This window comes from Rikenella sp., from assembly GCF_056799795.1.
Window position 1 is genome coordinate 38,191 of the sequence record NZ_JBQIQO010000009.1, and the last position, 19,421, is coordinate 57,611.

Here is a 19,421-nt window from a genome sequence, read left to right on the forward strand (position 1 = left end):
TTTAGATATTACTGTAAAAATCGATTTTGTCTTCTCCTCCGAGGGTGACGATCGCCTTTTTGTAGCGGTTCTGACGCCCTTCGAGCATTCCGGCTTTGGTGTAGCGGCTCTTGCGTTTGCCGTCGTAGTTACAGGTGTTGACATCGGTCACCACGACGCCGTACATAGCTTCCACCGCAGCCTTGATCTGGAGCTTGTTCGCCCGCGGATCCACAATAAAACCGTAGCGGTTCAGTTTTTCGCCCTGAGCCGTCATTTTCTCGGTCAATATCGGCTTAATCAAAATTTCCATGATCTTTCTTTAAAAGATGGTCTTCGTTACTGGATTCCACAAACCTGCTGCATAGCCGCCACAGCCCCTTCCCCGCCAATCAGCAGGTGTGCCGCGTTCATAACGTCGTAGGTATTGAGGTTCTGTGCCTGGATAACCTTTACGTTCGGCAGGTTGCGCGATGCGAGGATCACGCCGGCGTTGTCCGTATCGCCGCACAGAATCACCAGCGTCTTCTTTTCAGCGATCCCCAAGTTCTTGGCTGCTGCGATAAATTCCTTGGTTTTGGGTTGCATTTCGAAGCTGTCGACCACGGTAATCGCTGCATTTTTCGCTTTGTAGGTCAAGGCGCTGCGCCGTGCGAGTTGTTTGAGTTTCTTGTTGAGTTTGAAGCGGTAGTCGCGCGGCACGGGCCCGAATACACGCCCGCCTCCGACAAACAGAGGCGACAGGATCGACCCACTTCTGGCCCCGCCCGTCCCTTTCTGTTTCTTGAGTTTACGGGTGGAACCGGCCACTTCGTTCCGTTGTTTCGATTTGTGAGTTCCCTGACGCTGATCGGCGAGGTATTGCTTCACGTCGAGGTAGATGGCGTGATCGTTCGGCTGTTCGAGCGCGAATACGGCGTCGTTCAAGGTCACTTTCTTCCCGGTCTCTTTGCCGGCGATATCGAGTATGTTGAGTTCCATAACTTAAATCTCCTCCCCTTGAATGGTTAGCCTTCGATTAACAAATAAGAGCCTTTAGCCCCCGGAATGGAACCTTTCACAAGGATGAGGTTGTTTTCCGGAATCACTTTGAGCACTTTCAGATTGAGCACTTTGACCTGCTCGCCGCCAGTCCGCCCCGGCATGCGTTTCCCTTTAAACACCCGCGACGGATACGAAGATGCACCCAGCGACCCTACGTGCCGCTGCCGGTTGTGCTGACCGTGGGTCTGGCCGCCGACACCGCCGAAGCCGTGCCGTTTAACAACCCCCTGGAAACCTTTCCCTTTGGAGATCCCGGTCACATCGACCCATTCGCCTTCCACGATCACATCCACGCCCACGGTATCGCCCAAGTTCGGCATCGTTTCAAACGATTTGAATTCGGCGATTTTCCGCTTCGGGGTCGTCCCCGCCTTGGCGAAATGGCCCATCATCGGCTTGCTGGTGTGCTTTTCCTTTTTGTCGTCATAGGCAAGCTGCACAGCGGCGTAACCATCCTTTTCGATGGTTTTGACTTGCGTAACCACACACGGACCAGCTTCGATCACAGTGCATGGGATGTTTTTCCCCTCGGCACTGAAAACGGATGTCATTCCGATTTTTTTCCCAATTAGTCCTGACATTTTGTTTGGTAATGGTTTGTAAAAAAGTGTCTGCCTTTTCAACTCGCTCCAGCGGCAGGAGTCTCGAAATCAATCGCTTACCTGCATAAAGAGAGCAAAGGCGACTGCAAAGATAGGGGTTTTCGGTTGATTATCAAATTTTTCTGTGGATTTTTTCGGTGGTGGGGCATTCATTCTCAGCGGACAAGGGGCCGAAGAGCGAACGAGAAAACCCCGCCCTTTTTCTGTTCGGGACGGGGTTCGTCTGTCGTTCGGATTGAATCGCGGCGGAATCAATCGGGCAGAGTAAAGGTGCAGAGCTGATGTTCCGAATTCGGATCGGCTGCAATGACCGTCCGCCCATCCGGCAGCACGTCGAAGGTCGAGATATAACGGTCGAGCTCGTAAATACGTTCCAGTTGACCTGTATTCAGATCATAAACCCGAAAATAACGACCTCCGGACGGCGCATTACCTCCTTCCTCGAAGATACGATCGACTTCTTTCATGGAGACTCCGGAATAAATGGCATATATTTTATCTTCGGCAATCCGCACTTCTATAAAACCATTTACCTCCCCCACAAATCCCTCAGGACTAATAACCGGTGCTCCATCCGAACCGACAACCACTACCTTTTGCACTGTATCGGCAGGGTGACAGATTTCGAGCACTTCGCCCAAACGCGCGGCCAGAACCAGCCACCCACCCCGAAAAGCTATCCGAGACTGCCAAAGATACGGCATCAATGCCGGCTCCGTTTCATTCGTTTTAGAACCCTCCGGCAATGCGTATTGTACGCGTAAAATATGACCGGATGTATCACAGAGTTGCACTCTTTGATCTACCCCTGCACTCTGCAATACAACGGTATCTCCATTCGCTTTGGCAAATGCCAATGACGGTGAGACTTCATTCGGATATTCCACTATACGCAACGGCCGCCGCGCACCTTGTTTCAGACTGTCCAGCGCGTATATCGCCATCTTCGGCTCGCGGCTGGCCATGACATACAAGTAGCGATCATCCAAATCGAAGCCACCGAGCCCCAACAACTCTTCCGGCCCTTTTCCTTTGGGCATGAACTCGCAAATCGGCTCCAAAGAAGGATATTTCACGGCAAGCATCATCGAGGGACTTTTTATATCCCAGATATACAAAACCGAATCCCGCACAAGTACCTGGCGCACATGCCCCAGAAAGAGACTTTCCGGCGTTTTAAGCGAATCGACTTGAATTTTGTCTGTTTCAATTTGATCTACAACAGACGAATTACCTCCACACGCTGCGAAGACTCCTCCTAAACACACAAGGAATATCTGAGTAATCCACCTCATAATTGTTTCGTTTTTTCAATCACCGTACCAGCCGTACCTTCCGTCTTCGGACAGAACAAATCACCCTCTCCTCTACACCTATACGTAATTCGAAACAAGTCCGGATTATCCAAATCATTTGCCATCGCCTCCAGGTTGGCCAATGTCAGATCTGACATCTGTTCCTGAGGCTGCGCCTGCAAATAAGTCAAATACGACCCTGCTGCAACCAACATTCCGCCGCATACGGCGATAATCGTTTTTTTGTTTAACTTTTTCATGTCATCAAAGTTTTAAGTAAAACATCCATCACAAATAAATCATAATATTCACAAAAAGCAATATCCAACTTTATTTTTTTAATTATCACCCATTACTCTTCCGGCAGCGTGAAGGTGCAGAGCTGGTACTCCGCCGTCGGGTCGCCGGCAACCACCGTCTGACCGTCGGCCAGCATATCGAAACAGCCGAGCGGACGATCCAACACATAGCTCTTCAGCCAGTTCCCGTCGAAATCGAATACGCGCAACACACTCATCTTATTCTCCTCTGCCGAGTCGGCCTCGTCCTCTTCGCTCTGCCGCTCATACCGATACAGGGCGTAAATCCGGTCGCCGACGATTTTCAAATCCCGATACCCCTTTTTGAGCCCGAAGATGAAAGACTGCCCGTCGCGCTTCACCTCCGGCGGCCCGTCCGGCCCGCGAACCACGCGATTCCGGGTCGAGTCGCGCAGGTTATAGATTTCGAGCACATCACCCAATTTGGTGCCGAACACGACCGTCTCGCCCGCCGCAGCCACGGTGGCTTGCCAAAGATAAGGAATCATATTGCCCGGAGCACCGCCCAACTGTTCGACATCTTCCGGCCGGTAAGGTATCGAATAATAGCGCCCGACCACACTTCCGAGGCTGTCGATCTGGACGATGCGCCCGGTAGATTCGTCGGAAAAAGACCCGAACACGAATCCGGAGTCTGTCCGACAGAACCCGGCTGCCTCTCCGCACTCTTCCGGATAAGGGATCACCCGCGCCGGCAGCCGCGTGCCGCGCACCAAATCGGCCAGTCCATAGACGAACATTCGGGGAGCCACCATGGTAAATACCCGCACGCTATCGTCATCGACGACATAGCCGGATATCCCGAGCGTCTCGTTGGGCCCTTTCCCCCGGCTGACGAACCGACACAGCGGCCGCAAGGCCGGATAGCTATAGAGCTGCACCAATGCGTCGGCCTGACCGGCGCGCCCGTAATCGACCAAAAAGAGCAAGGAGTCCCGCACGGTCACCGAACCGATGTATCCGAGCATCAGGGTATCGCCGGGCAGCGGCTCCACGTGCACAGCCACTTCGGGCACCTCCCGCCCCGCCGGAGAGGTTCCTCCGCCGCATGAGACAAATCCGCCCAGCAACGCTGCCGTGCAAAGAAAAGCGACCGCATGTATTTTCATAGCAATAAGTGTTTTCTATGACAAATTTAACTTCTTTTTCAGATAAATATCCACTCCCTGGTAACAAAAATTCGGAAGCGTTCCCCCTTCAAAATCTTAAGGAGAACGCTTCCGAACAACATTGTAGACGAATCTTATCTATTTAAAATCCTCAGACTTTAATCTCAACCTCTACCCCGCTCGGGAGTTCGAGTTTCATCAAGGCGTCGATGGTCTTGGAGGTCGAGCTGTAGATGTCCAGAATCCGCTTAAACGTAGAGAGCTGGAACTGTTCGCGCGACTTCTTGTTGACGAAAGTCGACCGGTTGATGGTGAAGATCTTTTTGTTGGTAGGCAGTGGAATCGGCCCGCTGACCACAGCTCCGGTCGATTTCACCGTCTTGACGATCTTTTCGGCAGACTTGTCCACCAGATTGTGATCGTAGGATTTGAGTTTTATTCTGATTTTCTGGCTCATTATTCGTCTTCGTTTTTGAATTTACCACTTGCTTTTTCGATGATCTCCTTGGAGACGTTGTTCGGCACGGCTTCGAAGTGCGAGAATTCCATCGAACTGGTCGCACGACCCGACGAAATCGTCCGCAGTACAGTCACATAGCCGAACATCTCTGCCAGCGGCACTTTCGCCTTGACCACCCGGGCATTCCCTTTGGATTCCATCCCGGAGATCTGGCCGCGCCGTTTATTGAGGTCGCCGATGATATCCCCCATGTTTTCTTCCGGGGTAACGACTTCGACCGCCATAATCGGCTCCATAATCACCGGATTGGCCTTGATGGCCGCATGCCGGAACCCGTTCCGGGCACAGATTTCGAACGACAAGGCATCCGAGTCGACCGGGTGGAACGAACCGTCTTTCAAGGTCACCTTCATGGCGTCGATCGGATAGCCGGCCAAAGCGCCGTTTTCCATCGCCGAAGCGAACCCTTTCTGCACAGCCGGGATAAATTCCTTGGGAATATTCCCCCCTTTGACCACGTCGACGAATTCCAGGCCGACCACTTCTTTGCTTGAAGCCGGCCCGATTTCGAAGATGATGTCGGCGAACTTACCGCGCCCCCCGGTCTGTTTCTTGAACACTTCGCGGTGTTCGAACGTCCCGGTCAACGCTTCCTTGTAGTTCACCTGCGGGGCGCCCTGGTTGATTTCGACGCCGAATTCGCGTTTCAAGCGGTCGACGATGATTTCCAGGTGCAATTCCCCCATCCCCGAGATGACGGTCTGTCCGGAGTCTTCATCCGTCTTAACCGTAAAGGTCGGGTCTTCTTCAGCCAGTTTCCCCAGCCCTACCCCAAGTTTATCGAGGTCTTTCTGGGTTTTGGGTTCGATGGCGAGCCCGATCACCGGTTCCGGGAAGGTCATGGATTCGAGCACGATCGGGTGGTTTTCGTCGCACAAGGTATCGCCGGTACGCACATCCTTGAACCCGACAGCCGCAGCAATATCCCCAGCCCCGACGAATTCGATCGGGTTCTGTTTATTGGCGTGCATCTGGTAGATACGCGAGATGCGTTCCTTCTTCCCTGAACGAGAGTTGAACGTGTACGAACCTGCATCCAATTTCCCCGAATATACGCGGATAAATCCGAGACGTCCCACGAACGGGTCGGTTGCAATCTTGAAGGCCAAAGCGCAGAACGGATCGGCTTCACTCGGATGGCGTTTGGTCTCTTCGTCCGTCCGCGGGTCGGTCCCTACGATAGCCTCTACATCGAGCGGCGACGGCAGGTATGCGACGATCGAGTCCAGCAAGAGCTGCACCCCCTTGTTCTTGAACGATGAACCGCAGAGCATCGGCACCACCGACATATTGATGGTAGCTTTCCGCAGCGCGACGATGATTTCGTCCGGCGTAATGGCATCCGGATCCTCGAAGAATTTCTCCATCAAGGCATCGTCCGACGCAGCCACCTCTTCGATCAGCTTGGCCCGTGCCGCAGCGACCTCTTCTTTCATATTGTCCGGCACCTCTTCGATGTGGTAGTTGTCCCGGACGGTCTTATCGTCGAAGTAGACGTAAGCCCGGTTGTATACCAGGTCGATCACCCCCGAGAACTTGTCTTCGGTACCGATCGGCAACACTACCGGCACGGCATTCGCCCCGAGCCGTTCGTGCACCTGTGCGCAAACGCTGGAGAAATCGGCGCCCGTCCGGTCCATCTTGTTGACGTAACCGATCCGCGGCACTCCGTATTTATCCGCCTGGCGCCACACGGTCTCAGACTGAGGCTCCACGCCGCCCACCGCGCAGAACGTGGCCACCGCTCCGTCGAGAACGCGCAACGAGCGTTCCACTTCGACGGTAAAGTCCACGTGCCCCGGGGTGTCGATAATGTTGATCTGGTAGGTATTGTCTTTGTAGTTCCAGAAAGCGGTGGTAGCAGCCGAGGTAATGGTAATCCCGCGTTCCTGCTCCTGCGCCATCCAGTCCATGGTCGCACTCCCTTCGTGCGTTTCTCCGATTTTGTGTGTTTTCCCGGTGTAGAACAGGATCCGTTCGGTCGTGGTAGTCTTGCCCGCATCGATGTGGGCCATGATACCGATGTTTCTGGTGAATTTAAGGTCTCTTGCCATAAACTGTGTCCTGTATCCGGTTTAGAATCTGAAGTGCGCGAATGCTTTGTTCGCTTCCGCCATACGGTGCATCTCTTCCTTGCGTTTGAATGCGCCGCCTTCTTCATTATATGCCGCCATGATCTCTGCGGCGAGTTTTTCTGCCATCGACCGGCCGGCGCGTTTGCGCGCGAACTGCAACATGTGACGAATACTAATGGCCACTTTGCGTTCCGGTCGAACTTCCATCGGTACCTGGAAGGTAGCCCCGCCGACACGCCGAGATTTGACTTCGACCTGCGGGGTGATGTTTTCGAGCGCTTTTTTCCAAATTTCCAAAGGAGCCTTTTCCGTGTCCTTCATCTTCTCGCCTACGATATCTATGGCGTCATAGAAAATACCGTATGCAATACTCTTCTTACCGTCTAACATCAGGCTATTGACGAACCGCGTTACCTGGGTGTCGCCAAACTTGGGGTCAGGAAGTAGAATTCGCTTTTTAGGCTTCGCTTTTCTCATTTTTCTTTTTGTTTCGCCGCGCGAAGCGGTCGGTTGTCCGCGAGGGGTTCCGTCCGGGGATCGGCGACTGATGAAATTAGTTTGGTTGTGTGTGTTCTGTTCTTAGAACGGACTATTTCTTAGCCGCTCCCGCTTTCGGGCGTTTGGTTCCGTATTTCGAACGGCGTTGGTTCCGCCCGTCGACTCCGGCCGCGTCGAGCGTCCCGCGAACGAGGTGATAACGTACCCCCGGCAGGTCTTTCACACGACCGCCGCGCACGAGCACGATGGAGTGTTCCTGCAAGTTGTGCCCTTCGCCCGGGATGTAGGCATTGACCTCTTTCCCGTTGGTCAACCGCACACGAGCGACTTTACGCATCGCCGAGTTCGGTTTCTTCGGCGTGGTGGTGTAGACACGCACGCACACGCCGCGACGCTGCGGACAAGCTTCCAAAGCCGGAGCTTTGCTCTTGAACGCCACGTCTTTCCTTCCTTTACGTACTAACTGTTGGATAGTTGGCATTTTGTCGTTTTTCTTTGTTTTTTAAAAAATTACACAAAATCGGTCTGCAAAGATACGCACTGTTTTTTGATTTTCAATACATTCATCGGAATGAGCGTGCGATTTTTTCGTCGACCGATCGAATCGGAAAGCCCGAAATGGAGAGAAATCGGGCATTCCCAGCCTGCGCAGGTCAGCCGCGACCGCGATAGATCACGGCCATTTCGCACGCGGCGCACCGGAATTCGAGTTCCAGCCGCACGCCGTTGTTCTCCAGAAAAAGCCGCCGCCCCCGCTCCTCGGGATGCTCCCGGAGGCAGAGTCCCAGCTCGCGCCGGATGCAGTACGGCGTCCGCATCACTTCGCGTCCCGTCAGTTCCGGATCGGTCTGCACCTCCAGCGCCTTTTCCACCGCCTCGAATCCCGCCTCGCGATAGAACCGTTCGGCCACGGCATTGGCGATATTGGCCCGGAAATCCCGTTCGACTCCCGGCGGCACGATCGGCGGCGTTGCAGGCCGCACGTAAGGTTCCGGCCGCCGATAAGCCTCCAGTCGGGCCGCCAGAAGCGCTGCGAGCAACTCCCGCCGCAAGGCGTTCAGCCCTGCCGCCGGAACGAACGGCAACTCGCCCTCCCGCGCCACCTCCACGCGCGAGATTTCGAAAATCGTTCCGCCCCCCTTCGAAAACGCCTGCCGGATATTCCGTTCCGCCAGCTCCCGATTCGAGGCCGGTTCGTATCCGTCGGGCAGCGAAACGGCCGCCGAAATCCCCGTCTCGTCCTCCGCCGAGATCACGGGCGGCGCAAACCGGACAACGGTCGACAGCCGCCGCACGGCCGAAGGATGAAACGTCCGATCGAGGTTCCGGAACACCTCCGTCCCCGCCGCCAGTTCGACCGCCTTGTTCAGTACGAGCCGACTCCCCTCGGCCCGGTTCACCGAACACCCCTCCAACAGCCCGGCAGGAGTCCGGAAGCAGAGCCCATCTCCGTTATGAATCGCCACGTCCGGTCTCAACTTCAAGGTCAGAACCGCCCCGTCGCTCCGGGAGACGACGCCGACCGACTCGCCCACCGACCGGGCTTCCGGAGCTGCGACACCGGCCTGTTTGCCGTCAAAAAAATAGGTGGTGAAGCCCCGCGAAAAGCTCTTCCCGGGGTTGGGCTCGAAATCGCACGTCACGCGCCCCGCCGAAATCCGTCCGATCCCCAGCGCCTCCAGCCGCCGGTGGTAATAAGCGGTATTATTGACCACATAATCGGCCTCTTTGAGCCGCCCTTCGATCTTGAGCGAACAGACGCCGGCACCGATCAGGTCGTCGAGCCGCCCGCCGAGCGACATATCCCGCACCGACAGCAAAGCCCGATCGCGCACCAGCCGCTCGCCCCGATCGTCATACAAGTCATACCGCGCGCGACACGGTTGGGCGCAGCCGCCCCGGTTGCCTCCCCGTCCGCACAAGGCGTGTCCCAGGTAGCACTGTCCGCTGTACGAGACGCAGATGGCCCCGTGCACGAACGCCTCCAGTTCGACCTCCTCGGGCAGGGCGGCCCGAATGGCCCGAATCTGCGCCAGCGAAGCTCCCCGCTCCAGCACGATGCGCGAAAAACCGGCCTCGGCGAGAAAGAGCGCCCGTTCCGGCGTCAGGTTGAAGGTCTGCGTCGAGGCATGCAACGCCACGGGCGGCAGATCCATCCGCAGAAATGCCATGTCCTGTACGATCAGCGCATCGACCCCGGCCTCGCAGGCCGCCCAGGCGGTGTCCCGTGCCGCCGAAAGTTCGTCGTCGAACAGCAGGGTGTTCATCGTCAGGTAGACCCGCGCGCCGAACCCGTGGGCATACTCCGCCAGCCCGGCGATATCGCTCATGGCGTTCCCCGCAGCGACCCGGGCGCCGAAGCGCTCGGCACCGATATAGACGGCATCGGCTCCGGCATCGATGGCCGCCCGACCGATAGCGGCCGTTCCGGCCGGAGCCAGCAATTCGACTTCCATAAATACCGATTTACTCTTCGCGCGGCTCCTCCGGCAGCTGCACCACGGTGCAGACGTTGCCCTGTCCGAAAGCCGCCGCAGCCGCGGCCCGCACCGATTCCGACGTCAAAGCCTGCACCGCCGCCTCATAACCGTCGTAACGATCGTTGTCGTTCAGGTACCAACTGGTCAGGTAGCCGAGCCACGTCCCGTTATGAATCAATCCGTCGCGATGCCGCTTGAGGAAGAACTCCTTCGTCCGGGTCAGCTCGTCGGCCGTAACCCCCTCAGTCACCAAGGCCCGGATCTCCTCACCGACCAGCGGCAACAGCTCGCCGATTTTGGCCGTGTCGGTCTCGAAGAAAATCTGGTAGGCAAAACGCGGCAGCGGCTCTTTCTGGTAGGTCAGCGAGACGCCCACCCCATAGGTTCCGCCACGCTCCTCGCGAATCTTCCGGGTATAGCGCATCTCCAGCATATAACGGATCGCCTCCAACTCGATGCTCCGCGCCAGGGTGTAAGGCAGCGCGCCGGAATAGAGCTCGACGGCGGTCACCTTCGGACTTTCGAGCGGCGTCTTATACATATTCTGCACAACGCCCGACACCGGCACCACGACATGCCGTCCCCATCGCGGCGCCTTCCCGCGTTTCGCAGGCAGCGAACCGAGATACTTCTCGGCCAGAGGCCTCAACGAGTCGGCCGCGATGTTCCCCACGAAGACGAAGGTCATCCCGTCGGCATTGGAGAAGAAATGCCGGTAGAGTTGTTCGGTACGCTCCAGCGAAACGGTGTCCAGCACCTTCGCACTCATCAGCATGAAGGTGCGCGGATTGTGCCCGTAGACGGTCTGGAACAAGCTGTCCTGCAAGATGTAGTTCGGATTCTGCGTCACGCCGGGCAGCATCGAACGGTAGCGATCCATCATCACGTTCCAGTCGCTGCGTTCGAACCTCGGCGCAGTGTAGTAGAGGTATACGAGTTGCAGCATCGTCTCGACATCCCGAGGCGAGCAGCTCCCGCCGAATCCCTGGGACAACGACCCCACGGAAGGCATCGCCCCGGCCCTGCGCCCCGCCAGATACCGGTCCAGCTCGGTGCGCGAGAAGTTCCCCACGCCCGTCGTCCCCAGATAAGAGGGCAGCATCCCGAGGTTATAGAGGTCGGTCACCTCTTCGACCGTGGTCGTCCCGCCGCGCTGGAAAGCGGTCATCTGCACCTCGTCGGCTTTCAACTGCGTCGGTTTGACCACCACCCGCACGCCGTTCTTCAGCGTCCAAACCGTCGAGCCGAACCTCCCGGCCGTCGTTTTCACCACCGGAGCCCCCGGCAAAGCCGAGGCATCCATCAGCTCGTTCGCCGCCGCCACCTCTTCATAGGCATCGAAAGCGATGTTTTTCACCCGGTCGATCACCTCCCTCACCTCCGCCTCGGTCGGCAGGGGGTGTTTCTCGTCCTCGCGCATCGAGATCAGCACCGCGCTGTTGCGGTCGCGCACCCACTCCGCCGCCACGCGATTCACATCCTCCAGCGAAATAGCGTCGAGAATCCGCCGGGTGATCGCCAAATCCTGCTCCGGAGTCAGGTAAGGTTCGCCGCTCTCGAAATGGCGCATATATTCCGAGACAAACTCGCCGTTTTTGCGGTCGTTCCGGTTCTCGAAATAGCTCTCGGTCTGACGCATGGTTTCCAGTTTGACCCGATCCAGCTCCGACGCGACGAAACCGTTGGCCCGCACCCGGCAGAGCTCGGTGTACAAGGCTTCGAGGGTGCGCAGCGCCTCGCCGTCGCGCGCCGAACCCGCTACGAAAAAGGCATCGAACGGCCGCACGACCGGGGAGTAATTGCACCCCGCACTCCGGAAAGGCGCCCCCTCCTGCCGCGCCAGATCGACGAACCGGATACTCAGCATCCGCGCGGCCAGCGAACGGACATACTGGTTCCACAACCGCTCCATCCCGTCGTACCGATCCCGCAAGGGCTCGTCGCGGAAGAGCAGTTCGACCGACGTGCCGGTCAGTTCGGGATCCGAAACGACCGAAACGAGCGGCAGTTCGTTATCCTCGACCGTCACCGTCGCTTTCGGCGTCCGCACGGCGGCGGCAGGCAGGTCGGCCATCGTCCGCTTCAACCGCTGCTCCATGCTGTCCACGTCGAAATCCCCGACGATGAAGAAGGCCTGCAAGTCGGGCCGGTACCACTTCCGGTAGAAATCCCGCAACTCGTCGTAGGCAAACCCCTGAATCACCTCCTGATTGCCGATTACGTTGCGCCGGGCGTAGAGCGATCCGTTGAAAAGCACGGGCGACTGCCGTTCGAACACCCGCCGCCCGGCCGAGTTCCCCTGTCGCCACTCTTCGGTAATCACGCCGCGCTCCTTATCAATATCGGCGGTGTCGAGCGTGATCCGCCCGGCCCAGTCGTGAAGGATCAGCAAGGCCGAGTCGACGATTCCGTCCCGGGTCAAAGGCACGTCGGTAATCATATAAGTGGTCTGCTCCTGCCCCGTCGCCGCGTTGAGATTCTCGCCGAACCGCACGCCGATCCCCGACAGCCAGTCGATCATCGAGTTGCCCGGGAAGTGCTGCGACCCGTTGAAGGCCATGTGTTCGAGGAAATGGGCCAGCCCGTTCTGGGCATCGGTCTCCTGGATCGCCCCCACTTTGTAGTAGATGTGGAAATTGGCCCTCCGGGCCGGTTTGTCGTTGTGTTTGAGGTAATAGGTGATGCCGTTGGGCAGCACGCCGACCCGGACGCTGCTGTCCACAGGCGCCGCCTCGCCGGCCGCGGGCCGCTGGGCATACGCCCCGGTCGCCCCGACGACAGCGGCCGTCGCCGCCAAAAGCCGCGCAAAGTTCCGAAACTTGAAATTCATATGATAGATACGTTTTGTTTTTAGCGCACCGGTAAATTCGTCCTAAAATTACTTTTTTTTCTAATTTTACGCTCGGATTTTTCGCTCTTCACCCGAAAGAGCCCCAAAAACATCGATCATGAACGAAGAAAAAGTACTCGAAGCGCTGAAAAAGAGCGGTGCGCCGATGAAGTCGGTCGAGATCGCCGAAGCGACCGGTCTGCCGAAAGCCGACGTGGACAAAGCGATCAAGAATCTGGTCAAAGAGGGTCGGGCCGAGTCGCCGAAACGCTGCTTTTACGCCGCGAAATAAGTATCGGCACGATGGCAAACGTCAAGATAGACCCTTCGTGGCAGGAGCTGCTGAACGAGGAGTTCGGGAAGCCCTATTTCGACCAACTGACCGCTTTCGTGCGGGAGGCGTATCAGACCCACGTGGTTTTTCCGCCGGCGGCGAACATCTTCCGCGCTTTCGACAGCTGCCCGGCCGACCGGCTGAAGGTGGTGATTATCGGCCAGGATCCCTATCATAACGTGGGACAGGCCAACGGGCTCTGCTTTTCGGTGGCCGCGGGAACACAGTTTCCGCCGTCGTTGCAGAACATCCTGAAAGAGGTGAGCGACGACACGGGAGCGCCGTATCCCGAGACGGGCGAACTCGACCGGTGGGCGGAGCAGGGGGTGCTGATGCTGAACTCGGTGCTGACGGTGCAGGCACACACGCCCACGTCGCATGCGGGGAAGGGCTGGGAAGAGTTTACGGACGCGGTGGTGCGGACGATCGCCCAGCGGAAAAACCATGTCGTCTATATGCTCTGGGGGTCGTACGCCCAGCGGAAAGCGGCGGCGGTCGATCCGGCGGAAAACTGCATCCTGACCGCTCCGCACCCGTCGCCGCTGTCGGCATTCCGAGGCTTCTTCGGCTGCAAACATTTCAGCCGCGCGAACGAATACCTCGTCTCGACGGGACAGACGCCGATCGTCTGGTAAACCGCCCGATCCCGCGCTGTTTTTACAGAGAACAAACCCAACGTCTTAAAACCGCATGAATCCGAACCCGAACGCCTATTGCGTCATCATGGCCGGCGGCATCGGCAGCCGATTCTGGCCCCTCAGCAAGAACCGGATGCCGAAACAATTCCTCGACGTGCTCGGCACGGGGAAAAGCTTTATCCGTTGCACATTCGAACGTTTTCTGCCGCTGGTGCCGGTCGAAAACTTTTTAGTCGTGACCAGCGAACTCTACCGCGACCTCGTGCGGGAACACCTGCCCGAGCTGGCTCCCGAACAGATACTGACCGAACCGGTGCGACGCAATACCGCTCCGTGCGTGGCCTATGCCACCTACCGGATCGCGGCGCGGAATCCGGAGGCCACGATGATCGTCGCTCCGTCAGACCATATTATCACCGGCGAAGCGGAGTTCCAGGAGATCGTCCGCGAAGGGATCGACTTCGTCTCGGGCACCGACAACCTGATGACCATCGGCATCCGTCCGTCGCGGCCGGAGACGGGATACGGCTACATCCAGATCGACACCGCGCCGCACGACGAGACGGCCGGGACGGAGGTGCGGAAGGTGAAGACCTTCACCGAAAAACCCAATATCGAGATGGCCCGGGTCTTCGTCGAGAGCGGCGAATTTTTCTGGAACTCGGGGATCTTCATCTGGTCGGTGCGAGGCATTCTTAGCGCTTTCCAGCGGTGGCTGCCGGAGATGAACGCCACCTTCGCCGGAGGAACCGGACGATTCGGGACGGACAAAGAACAGGCTTTCATCAATACGATCTACCCGTCGTGCGAGAACATTTCGATCGACTACGGCATTATGGAGAAATCGCCGAACGTCTACGTCCGTTGCGGCGACTTCGGCTGGAGCGACATCGGCACCTGGGGCTCGCTCTACCAGCATGCCGTGCGCGACGAACAGGGGAACGCCTTTTGCGGAGGCGGCGGGGTGTTGAGCTACGGAACGACGGGGACGGTGGTGAACATCCCGGCCGGCAAAGTCGCGATAGTCGAAGGCTTGACGGACTATTTGGTGGTGGAAAAGGACAATGCCCTGCTGATTTGTCGTCGCGAAAACGAACAGAATATCCGAAATTACGTGGAAGATGTCAAATACCGGTTTGGGGAAGAGTTTGTCTGAGCTCTACGAGCTCTACTGCGAGAACGGCGGGGTGGTGACCACCGACAGCCGGGCTGTATGGGAGTTGGCCGCGCCGATCTTCTTCGCCCTGAAAGGCGAGAATTTCGACGGCAACGACTACGCCGTACAGGCGATAGCGGATGGCGCTTGCGCCGCCGTTGTGCACGACCGATTGCCCAAGGGGATTAAACCGGCATCGACGGAGGCGGCTAAATATTTCGTGGTGAAGGATACGTTGGCGGCATTGCAGGAGCTGGCGGCTTACCATCGGCAGATGCTGGGCCTGCCGGTGATCGCCCTAACCGGGAGCAACGGCAAGACGACGACCAAGGAGCTGATCTCCCGCGTTTTGGGGACGAAATACCGGGTAGCGTCTACCCGGGGGAATCTGAACAATCATATCGGCGTGCCGTTGACCTTGCTCTCCATAACCGAGGAAGACGACGTGGCGATCGTGGAGATGGGGGCGAACCACCGGGGCGAGATTGCGGCCTTGTGCGAGATCGCGGCACCGAATATCGGACTGATTACCAACGTAGGACGGGCGCATTTGGAGGGATTCGGCGGCCCGGAAGGGGTGCGCTTGGGGAAAGGAGAGCTATACGACTATCTGGCCGCTCATAGCGGAACCGCGCTCTATCCGACGGACGATCCGGTGTTGGCGGAGATGGCGGGCGAACGCTTCTCCTCAGATACCGGTCATGGGGCGACTGTAGGCTACTCGGCAGCGGCGTTCGGCCTCTCTGCGACCGGGGGCGACCCGCTGACGCTGGATACGGCGGACGGCGAAGTGCAGACCCATCTGGCGGGAACGTACAATTTGGCGAACGTGGTGGCGGCGGTGGCGGCAGGAGCTTATTTCGGCATTCCGACCGACGCGGCATTGGCGGCTGTGGCGGCCTATGTGCCAGACAACAACCGCTCGCAGGTGAGCCGTTCAGCAAACGGGACGGGGAACACTCTATATAAGGATGCCTACAACGCCAACCCGTCGAGCATGCGGGCGGCGGTGGACAACTTTCTGGCGTTGCCGGACGATGGTTTCGAAGGAGGTAAGATTTTGATTCTCGGCGACATGCGCGAATTGGGGTATTTTTCCCGAGAAGAACACCGGGCGATTATCGACCGGATTGCCGAGACAGCTGCGACCAGATCTGCCGCTTTAACCTGCTACGTGGTCGGCCCGGAATTTTCGGCGGCACTCGCCGCTTCCAACGCTTCGAGGGACGGGAAACCGCTGATTATCCGTGCGTTTGCGAACGTGACGGAATGGATGGCCGCTGTCGAAAACGGCGAGATCGTGATTCGGAACGCACAAGTATTGATCAAAGGATCGCGCGGGATGACGTTAGAGAAACTCTACCCGCTGCTATAACGTCGCGCCGGTCAGCCGCCGGTCGATCAGAATCCCCTGAAAAAACCGCTCGGCCACCAGCAGCCCCTCCGGCTTCGACCGCGGATAGGCGACCATGAAATACCAGACGGTATGTCCGTACTGCGCCATCAGCGCCCGGAACTCGAACGCCTCCACCCCTAACAGATAGCTCCCCGACAAGCTCCGCGCCCGCACGTTCGGCACCGAATAGTCGTTCCGATAGTATTCGAACCCCTGCAAGCCGTTCTCCTGCAACATGTCGAGCAGAATCTGCCGCGTAGCGATATCGCGATCCACCCCGAAATCAGGCCGATAGTCGATCCGGCTGGCCGTCACACTCACCGTCCCCGGCTCGGCCCAACGCCGGCTCGCCGCCCCCAACACCACCTGCCGCTCCACCGTATCGGCCGTCAGCCGGTCGTTTTGTCGCTGGAGCGAATCGGCCGAGAACTCCGCCACCGCCTCCAGCGGATACGGAAACTTGAGCGTCGCGCCCAAATCTTCGTAATAAGCGACCCGCCACGCCTGTTTCAACAGCGCGTCGATCGACGCGCTCCGCAGATAGCGATTCCACATCCCATACCCGACGAATCCCAAGACCGTCAGCACCACCGCGGCGCCCACCGCCCACGCCGCCCGCCGGAACGCCCGTCCCCGCACGATGGCCCGTCCGATCCGCCGCTGCTCCCTCGCCCCCCGAATCGCCGTATCGCTCACCGCCATCTCGCTCACATAGGCCTCGAAATCCGCCTCCGGATGGCGTTTGCTCCACTCCGGATAGCTGTTTCCCATCTTGCGCCGACACGCCGGGCAAAAAACCATATAGGCCGAATGGATTTCGACCAGTTTCCCGCAGCGATCGCACTTGATATGAGGCATATACGAGCTCTTTAATCGTTCAGTCGGGAGCCTATTTCTTCAGTCTCCGCCCGAGTACTTCGAGCATGTCCGTCGTCATCTCCGACAGCCCCCACTTGGGCGACCATCCCCACTCCTCGCGCGCCACGCTGTCGTCCATCCGGTTGGGCCACCCGTCCGAAATCGCATCCTTCACCGGGTCGATCTCATAGACCATCTCGAACGACGGAATGTGTTTCCGGATCTCGGCATAGATCATCTCCGGCGAGAAGCTCATCGAAGCCACGTTATACCCGTTCCGATGCTTCAGCCGGGCCGGGTCGGCCTCCATCAGCCCCACCATCGCGTCCAGCACGTCCGGCATGTAGATCATATCCATAAACCGGTCGTGCGGCACCGGACACACGAACCGTTCGCCCCGCAAAGCGGCGTAAAAGATCTCGACCGCATAGTCCGTCGTCCCGCCGCCCGGCAGCGCCTGCGACGAGATGACCCCCGGCAGCCGCACGCTCCGGGCATCGACTCCGAAACGCTGGAAGTAGTAATTGCCGAGCAACTCGCCCGTCACCTTGCACACCCCGTAGATCGTGGTCGGGTGCATCGGCGTATCCTGCGGCGTCCCGTCCTTCGGCGCATCGGGCCCGAAAGCGCCGATCGAGCTGGGCGTGAAGACCGCGCAATTGTACTCCCGCGCCACCTCCAAGGCGTTCATCAAAGCCCCCATATTCACCCTCCAGGCCTTCTGCGGATTGGCCTCGCCGGTCGCCGAGAGCAGCGCCACGAGGTTGAAAATCGTGTCGATCCGCTGTTCGCGCACCACCCGGGCCATCGCCTCGGCATCGAGCGCGTCGAGGTGTACGAAGTCATTGTCCTCGCGATCGCCGTGAATGTCGGCTGCAATGACCTGGTGTTGTCCATAGATGCCCCTCAGGTGCTCGGTCAGCTCCGAACCGATCTGTCCGCCCGCACCTACGATGAGTATTTTTTTCATAGTGTCGATTTCGTTTTTCGGAAAGCAAATTTATCCGTTTTTCTCTATTATCGAAGCGATCGGCCCGAAATTTTTCCCACGAAAAAAGCGTTTCCGACCGCACCCGGCGGTCGAAAACGCAACACATTGACAACGAGAGAGTCCCTACCGAACGATCCGGTTGGTCTCGGTATCGGGAAAAACGACGCTGGGACGGAACGTCTTCGCCTCCTCGAACTCCATGATGCCGTAGGACATGATGATCACGACGTCGCCCACCGCCACGCGCCGGGCCGCCGCACCGTTCACGCAGATGCAGCCGCTCTCCGCCTCGCCCTCGATCACGTAGGTCTCGAACCGCTCGCCGTTATGGTTATCGACAATCTGTACCTTTTCGCCCGCAATGATGTTGGCCGCCTCCATCAACGCCTTGTCGATGGTGATGCTGCCGACGTAATCGAGGTTGGCCTCGGTCACGCGCACGCGATGGATCTTCGATTTCAGTACCTCTATTTGCATACGAATGCTGTTTTGAATCCTCCGTTGTTACCGATCTCTGCGCTGGTCTTTGACGACCTTGACGGTCATGCTTTTGATGTATACATCCTCGTTTTTCGGTCGATCCTGCGAGTCGGTCGGCAGTTTCGAAATCCTCACCACGCGTCCCATCCCGCCGATCACCTCGCCGAAGACGGTGTAGCTGCCGTCCAGATGCGGCGCTCCGCCCGCCGTGCGATAGACCCGTTCACGCTGCGGCGTAATCTGCGCCCCGGCCGGATCGGCCGCTCCCGCCGCAATCCGATGCCGGGCAGCCGTCAGCGTGCTGTCGTTGTGCACCCGCCCCGTGACGATATAGAACTGAGACCCGGACGACCTCCGTTCCGGATTGAGCGCATCGCCTTCGCGCGCCGCCGCCACCGCTCCGCGACGATGATAGTGGCGCGGAACGATCTCCGCATCCAGCTTATACCCCGCGTCGTTCTCGCCGTAGACCGTCACCTGCGACCCTTCGATACTCTGCGGGTCGCCCGTCTGGATCATGAAGTCGCGAATCACGCGGTGGAACAGCAGGTTGTCGTAGAACCCCCGCTCGGCCAGCCGGACGAAGTTGTCGCGGTGGAGCGGCGTGTCGTTGTAGAGGCGGAATCGCACCGTCCCGCGCGAGGTCTTCATCTTCACGACATAGTGCGCCCCCTGTCCCGCCACGAGTTTCCGGGCCGCCGTGGCCGATTCGATGCCGAAGCCCGAAAGGAGAGCCAACGACCCGAGTCCGAAAATTTTTACTAACTTTATGCTTATTTTTGTCATCTGTCGAGGCGTAAAATTTCGCGGACAAAT

Annotated in this window: 20 protein-coding genes; 4 read left to right on the forward strand and 16 right to left on the reverse strand. The window is 58.2% G+C overall.

The genetic code is table 11. The features are described 5' to 3' along the window. Position 1: 1 nt before the first annotated feature. The 12 genes from rplW to ACTO3O_RS03910 form a co-directional block, all read right to left on the reverse strand. The gene (gene rplW, locus ACTO3O_RS03855; RefSeq protein WP_294592639.1) at positions 2 to 292 is read right to left on the reverse strand and encodes a 50S ribosomal protein L23; all 291 of its coding nucleotides are present in this window, start codon (positions 290 to 292) and stop codon (positions 2 to 4) included. Between the two features lie 26 nt (positions 293 to 318). After that, positions 319 to 960 (reverse strand): 50S ribosomal protein L4, encoded by a 642-nt coding sequence (rplD, locus tag ACTO3O_RS03860; protein WP_294592641.1) that lies wholly within the window; start codon positions 958 to 960, stop codon positions 319 to 321. A 26-nt stretch (positions 961 to 986) separates the two neighbouring features. Continuing rightward, entirely contained in the window at positions 987 to 1,604 is a 618-nt protein-coding gene (gene rplC, locus ACTO3O_RS03865) for a 50S ribosomal protein L3 (RefSeq protein ID WP_294592643.1), read from the reverse strand. 272 nt (positions 1,605 to 1,876) lie between these two features. Beyond that, positions 1,877 to 2,920 (reverse strand): BF3164 family lipoprotein, encoded by a 1,044-nt coding sequence (locus ACTO3O_RS03870; RefSeq protein ID WP_297829732.1) that lies wholly within the window; start codon positions 2,918 to 2,920, stop codon positions 1,877 to 1,879. Further along, positions 2,917 to 3,180, reverse strand: coding sequence for an NVEALA domain-containing protein (locus ACTO3O_RS03875; protein ID WP_297829729.1), 264 nt, complete (start codon positions 3,178 to 3,180; stop codon positions 2,917 to 2,919). Before ACTO3O_RS03875 ends, ACTO3O_RS03870 begins: the two co-directional genes overlap by 4 nt. Before the next feature lie 92 nt (positions 3,181 to 3,272). After that, the gene (locus tag ACTO3O_RS03880) at positions 3,273 to 4,349 is read right to left on the reverse strand and encodes a BF3164 family lipoprotein (RefSeq protein ID WP_297829726.1); all 1,077 of its coding nucleotides are present in this window, start codon (positions 4,347 to 4,349) and stop codon (positions 3,273 to 3,275) included. A gap of 151 nt (positions 4,350 to 4,500) precedes the next feature. Continuing rightward, on the reverse strand, positions 4,501 to 4,806 hold the full coding sequence (gene rpsJ, locus ACTO3O_RS03885; protein ID WP_027290546.1) for a 30S ribosomal protein S10: 306 nt from the start codon (positions 4,804 to 4,806) through the stop codon (positions 4,501 to 4,503). After that, positions 4,806 to 6,923: an elongation factor G gene (gene fusA, locus ACTO3O_RS03890; protein ID WP_297829724.1), complete on the reverse strand. Its 2,118-nt coding sequence runs from the start codon at positions 6,921 to 6,923 to the stop codon at positions 4,806 to 4,808. The genes rpsJ and fusA overlap by 1 nt, the downstream gene beginning before the upstream one ends. A 21-nt stretch (positions 6,924 to 6,944) precedes the next feature. Then, the gene (gene rpsG, locus ACTO3O_RS03895) at positions 6,945 to 7,421 is read right to left on the reverse strand and encodes a 30S ribosomal protein S7 (protein ID WP_294592651.1); all 477 of its coding nucleotides are present in this window, start codon (positions 7,419 to 7,421) and stop codon (positions 6,945 to 6,947) included. A 112-nt stretch (positions 7,422 to 7,533) separates the two neighbouring features. Continuing rightward, positions 7,534 to 7,923 (reverse strand): 30S ribosomal protein S12, encoded by a 390-nt coding sequence (rpsL, locus tag ACTO3O_RS03900; RefSeq protein WP_294592653.1) that lies wholly within the window; start codon positions 7,921 to 7,923, stop codon positions 7,534 to 7,536. Between the two features lie 172 nt (positions 7,924 to 8,095). Further along, entirely contained in the window at positions 8,096 to 9,898 is a 1,803-nt protein-coding gene (locus ACTO3O_RS03905) for a peptidase U32 family protein (RefSeq protein ID WP_297829722.1), read from the reverse strand. Between the two features lie 10 nt (positions 9,899 to 9,908). Next, positions 9,909 to 12,752, reverse strand: a complete 2,844-nt coding sequence (locus tag ACTO3O_RS03910) for a M16 family metallopeptidase (protein ID WP_297829720.1) — start codon at positions 12,750 to 12,752, stop codon at positions 9,909 to 9,911. A 118-nt stretch (positions 12,753 to 12,870) separates the two neighbouring features. On the opposite strand from ACTO3O_RS03910, the gene ACTO3O_RS03915 reads away from it, so the two are divergent. The 4 genes from ACTO3O_RS03915 to ACTO3O_RS03930 are packed head-to-tail and all read left to right on the forward strand — an operon-like array spanning position 12,871 to position 16,255. Further along, entirely contained in the window at positions 12,871 to 13,044 is a 174-nt protein-coding gene (locus ACTO3O_RS03915; RefSeq protein WP_297829718.1) for a helix-turn-helix transcriptional regulator, read from the forward strand. 11 nt (positions 13,045 to 13,055) lie between these two features. Further along, a complete protein-coding gene (gene ung / locus ACTO3O_RS03920; RefSeq protein WP_297829717.1) occupies positions 13,056 to 13,721 on the forward strand; it encodes a uracil-DNA glycosylase in 666 nt (221 codons plus the stop codon). Positions 13,722 to 13,776: 55 nt separating this feature from the next. Beyond that, positions 13,777 to 14,880 carry a mannose-1-phosphate guanylyltransferase gene (locus ACTO3O_RS03925; RefSeq protein WP_297829715.1) on the forward strand — a complete coding sequence of 368 codons (1,104 nt, stop codon included), beginning with the start codon at positions 13,777 to 13,779 and terminating at the stop codon, positions 14,878 to 14,880. Then, positions 14,846 to 16,255: a UDP-N-acetylmuramoyl-tripeptide--D-alanyl-D-alanine ligase gene (locus ACTO3O_RS03930; protein WP_297829713.1), complete on the forward strand. Its 1,410-nt coding sequence runs from the start codon at positions 14,846 to 14,848 to the stop codon at positions 16,253 to 16,255. Before ACTO3O_RS03925 ends, ACTO3O_RS03930 begins: the two co-directional genes overlap by 35 nt. Here ACTO3O_RS03930 and ACTO3O_RS03935 read toward each other — a convergent pair. The 4 genes from ACTO3O_RS03935 to ACTO3O_RS03950 all read right to left on the reverse strand — a co-directional run bounded on the left by ACTO3O_RS03935 (position 16,250) and on the right by ACTO3O_RS03950 (position 19,391). Continuing rightward, positions 16,250 to 17,134: a hypothetical protein gene (locus ACTO3O_RS03935; protein WP_297829712.1), complete on the reverse strand. Its 885-nt coding sequence runs from the start codon at positions 17,132 to 17,134 to the stop codon at positions 16,250 to 16,252. The genes ACTO3O_RS03930 and ACTO3O_RS03935 overlap by 6 nt on opposite strands. Before the next feature lie 31 nt (positions 17,135 to 17,165). Continuing rightward, the gene (locus ACTO3O_RS03940) at positions 17,166 to 18,104 is read right to left on the reverse strand and encodes an NAD-dependent epimerase/dehydratase family protein (RefSeq protein WP_297829711.1); all 939 of its coding nucleotides are present in this window, start codon (positions 18,102 to 18,104) and stop codon (positions 17,166 to 17,168) included. Between the two features lie 144 nt (positions 18,105 to 18,248). After that, a complete protein-coding gene (panD, locus tag ACTO3O_RS03945; RefSeq protein WP_297626569.1) occupies positions 18,249 to 18,602 on the reverse strand; it encodes an aspartate 1-decarboxylase in 354 nt (117 codons plus the stop codon). Between the two features lie 27 nt (positions 18,603 to 18,629). Then, positions 18,630 to 19,391, reverse strand: coding sequence for a peptidylprolyl isomerase (locus ACTO3O_RS03950; protein WP_297829708.1), 762 nt, complete (start codon positions 19,389 to 19,391; stop codon positions 18,630 to 18,632). Positions 19,392 to 19,421: the final 30 nt, after the last annotated feature.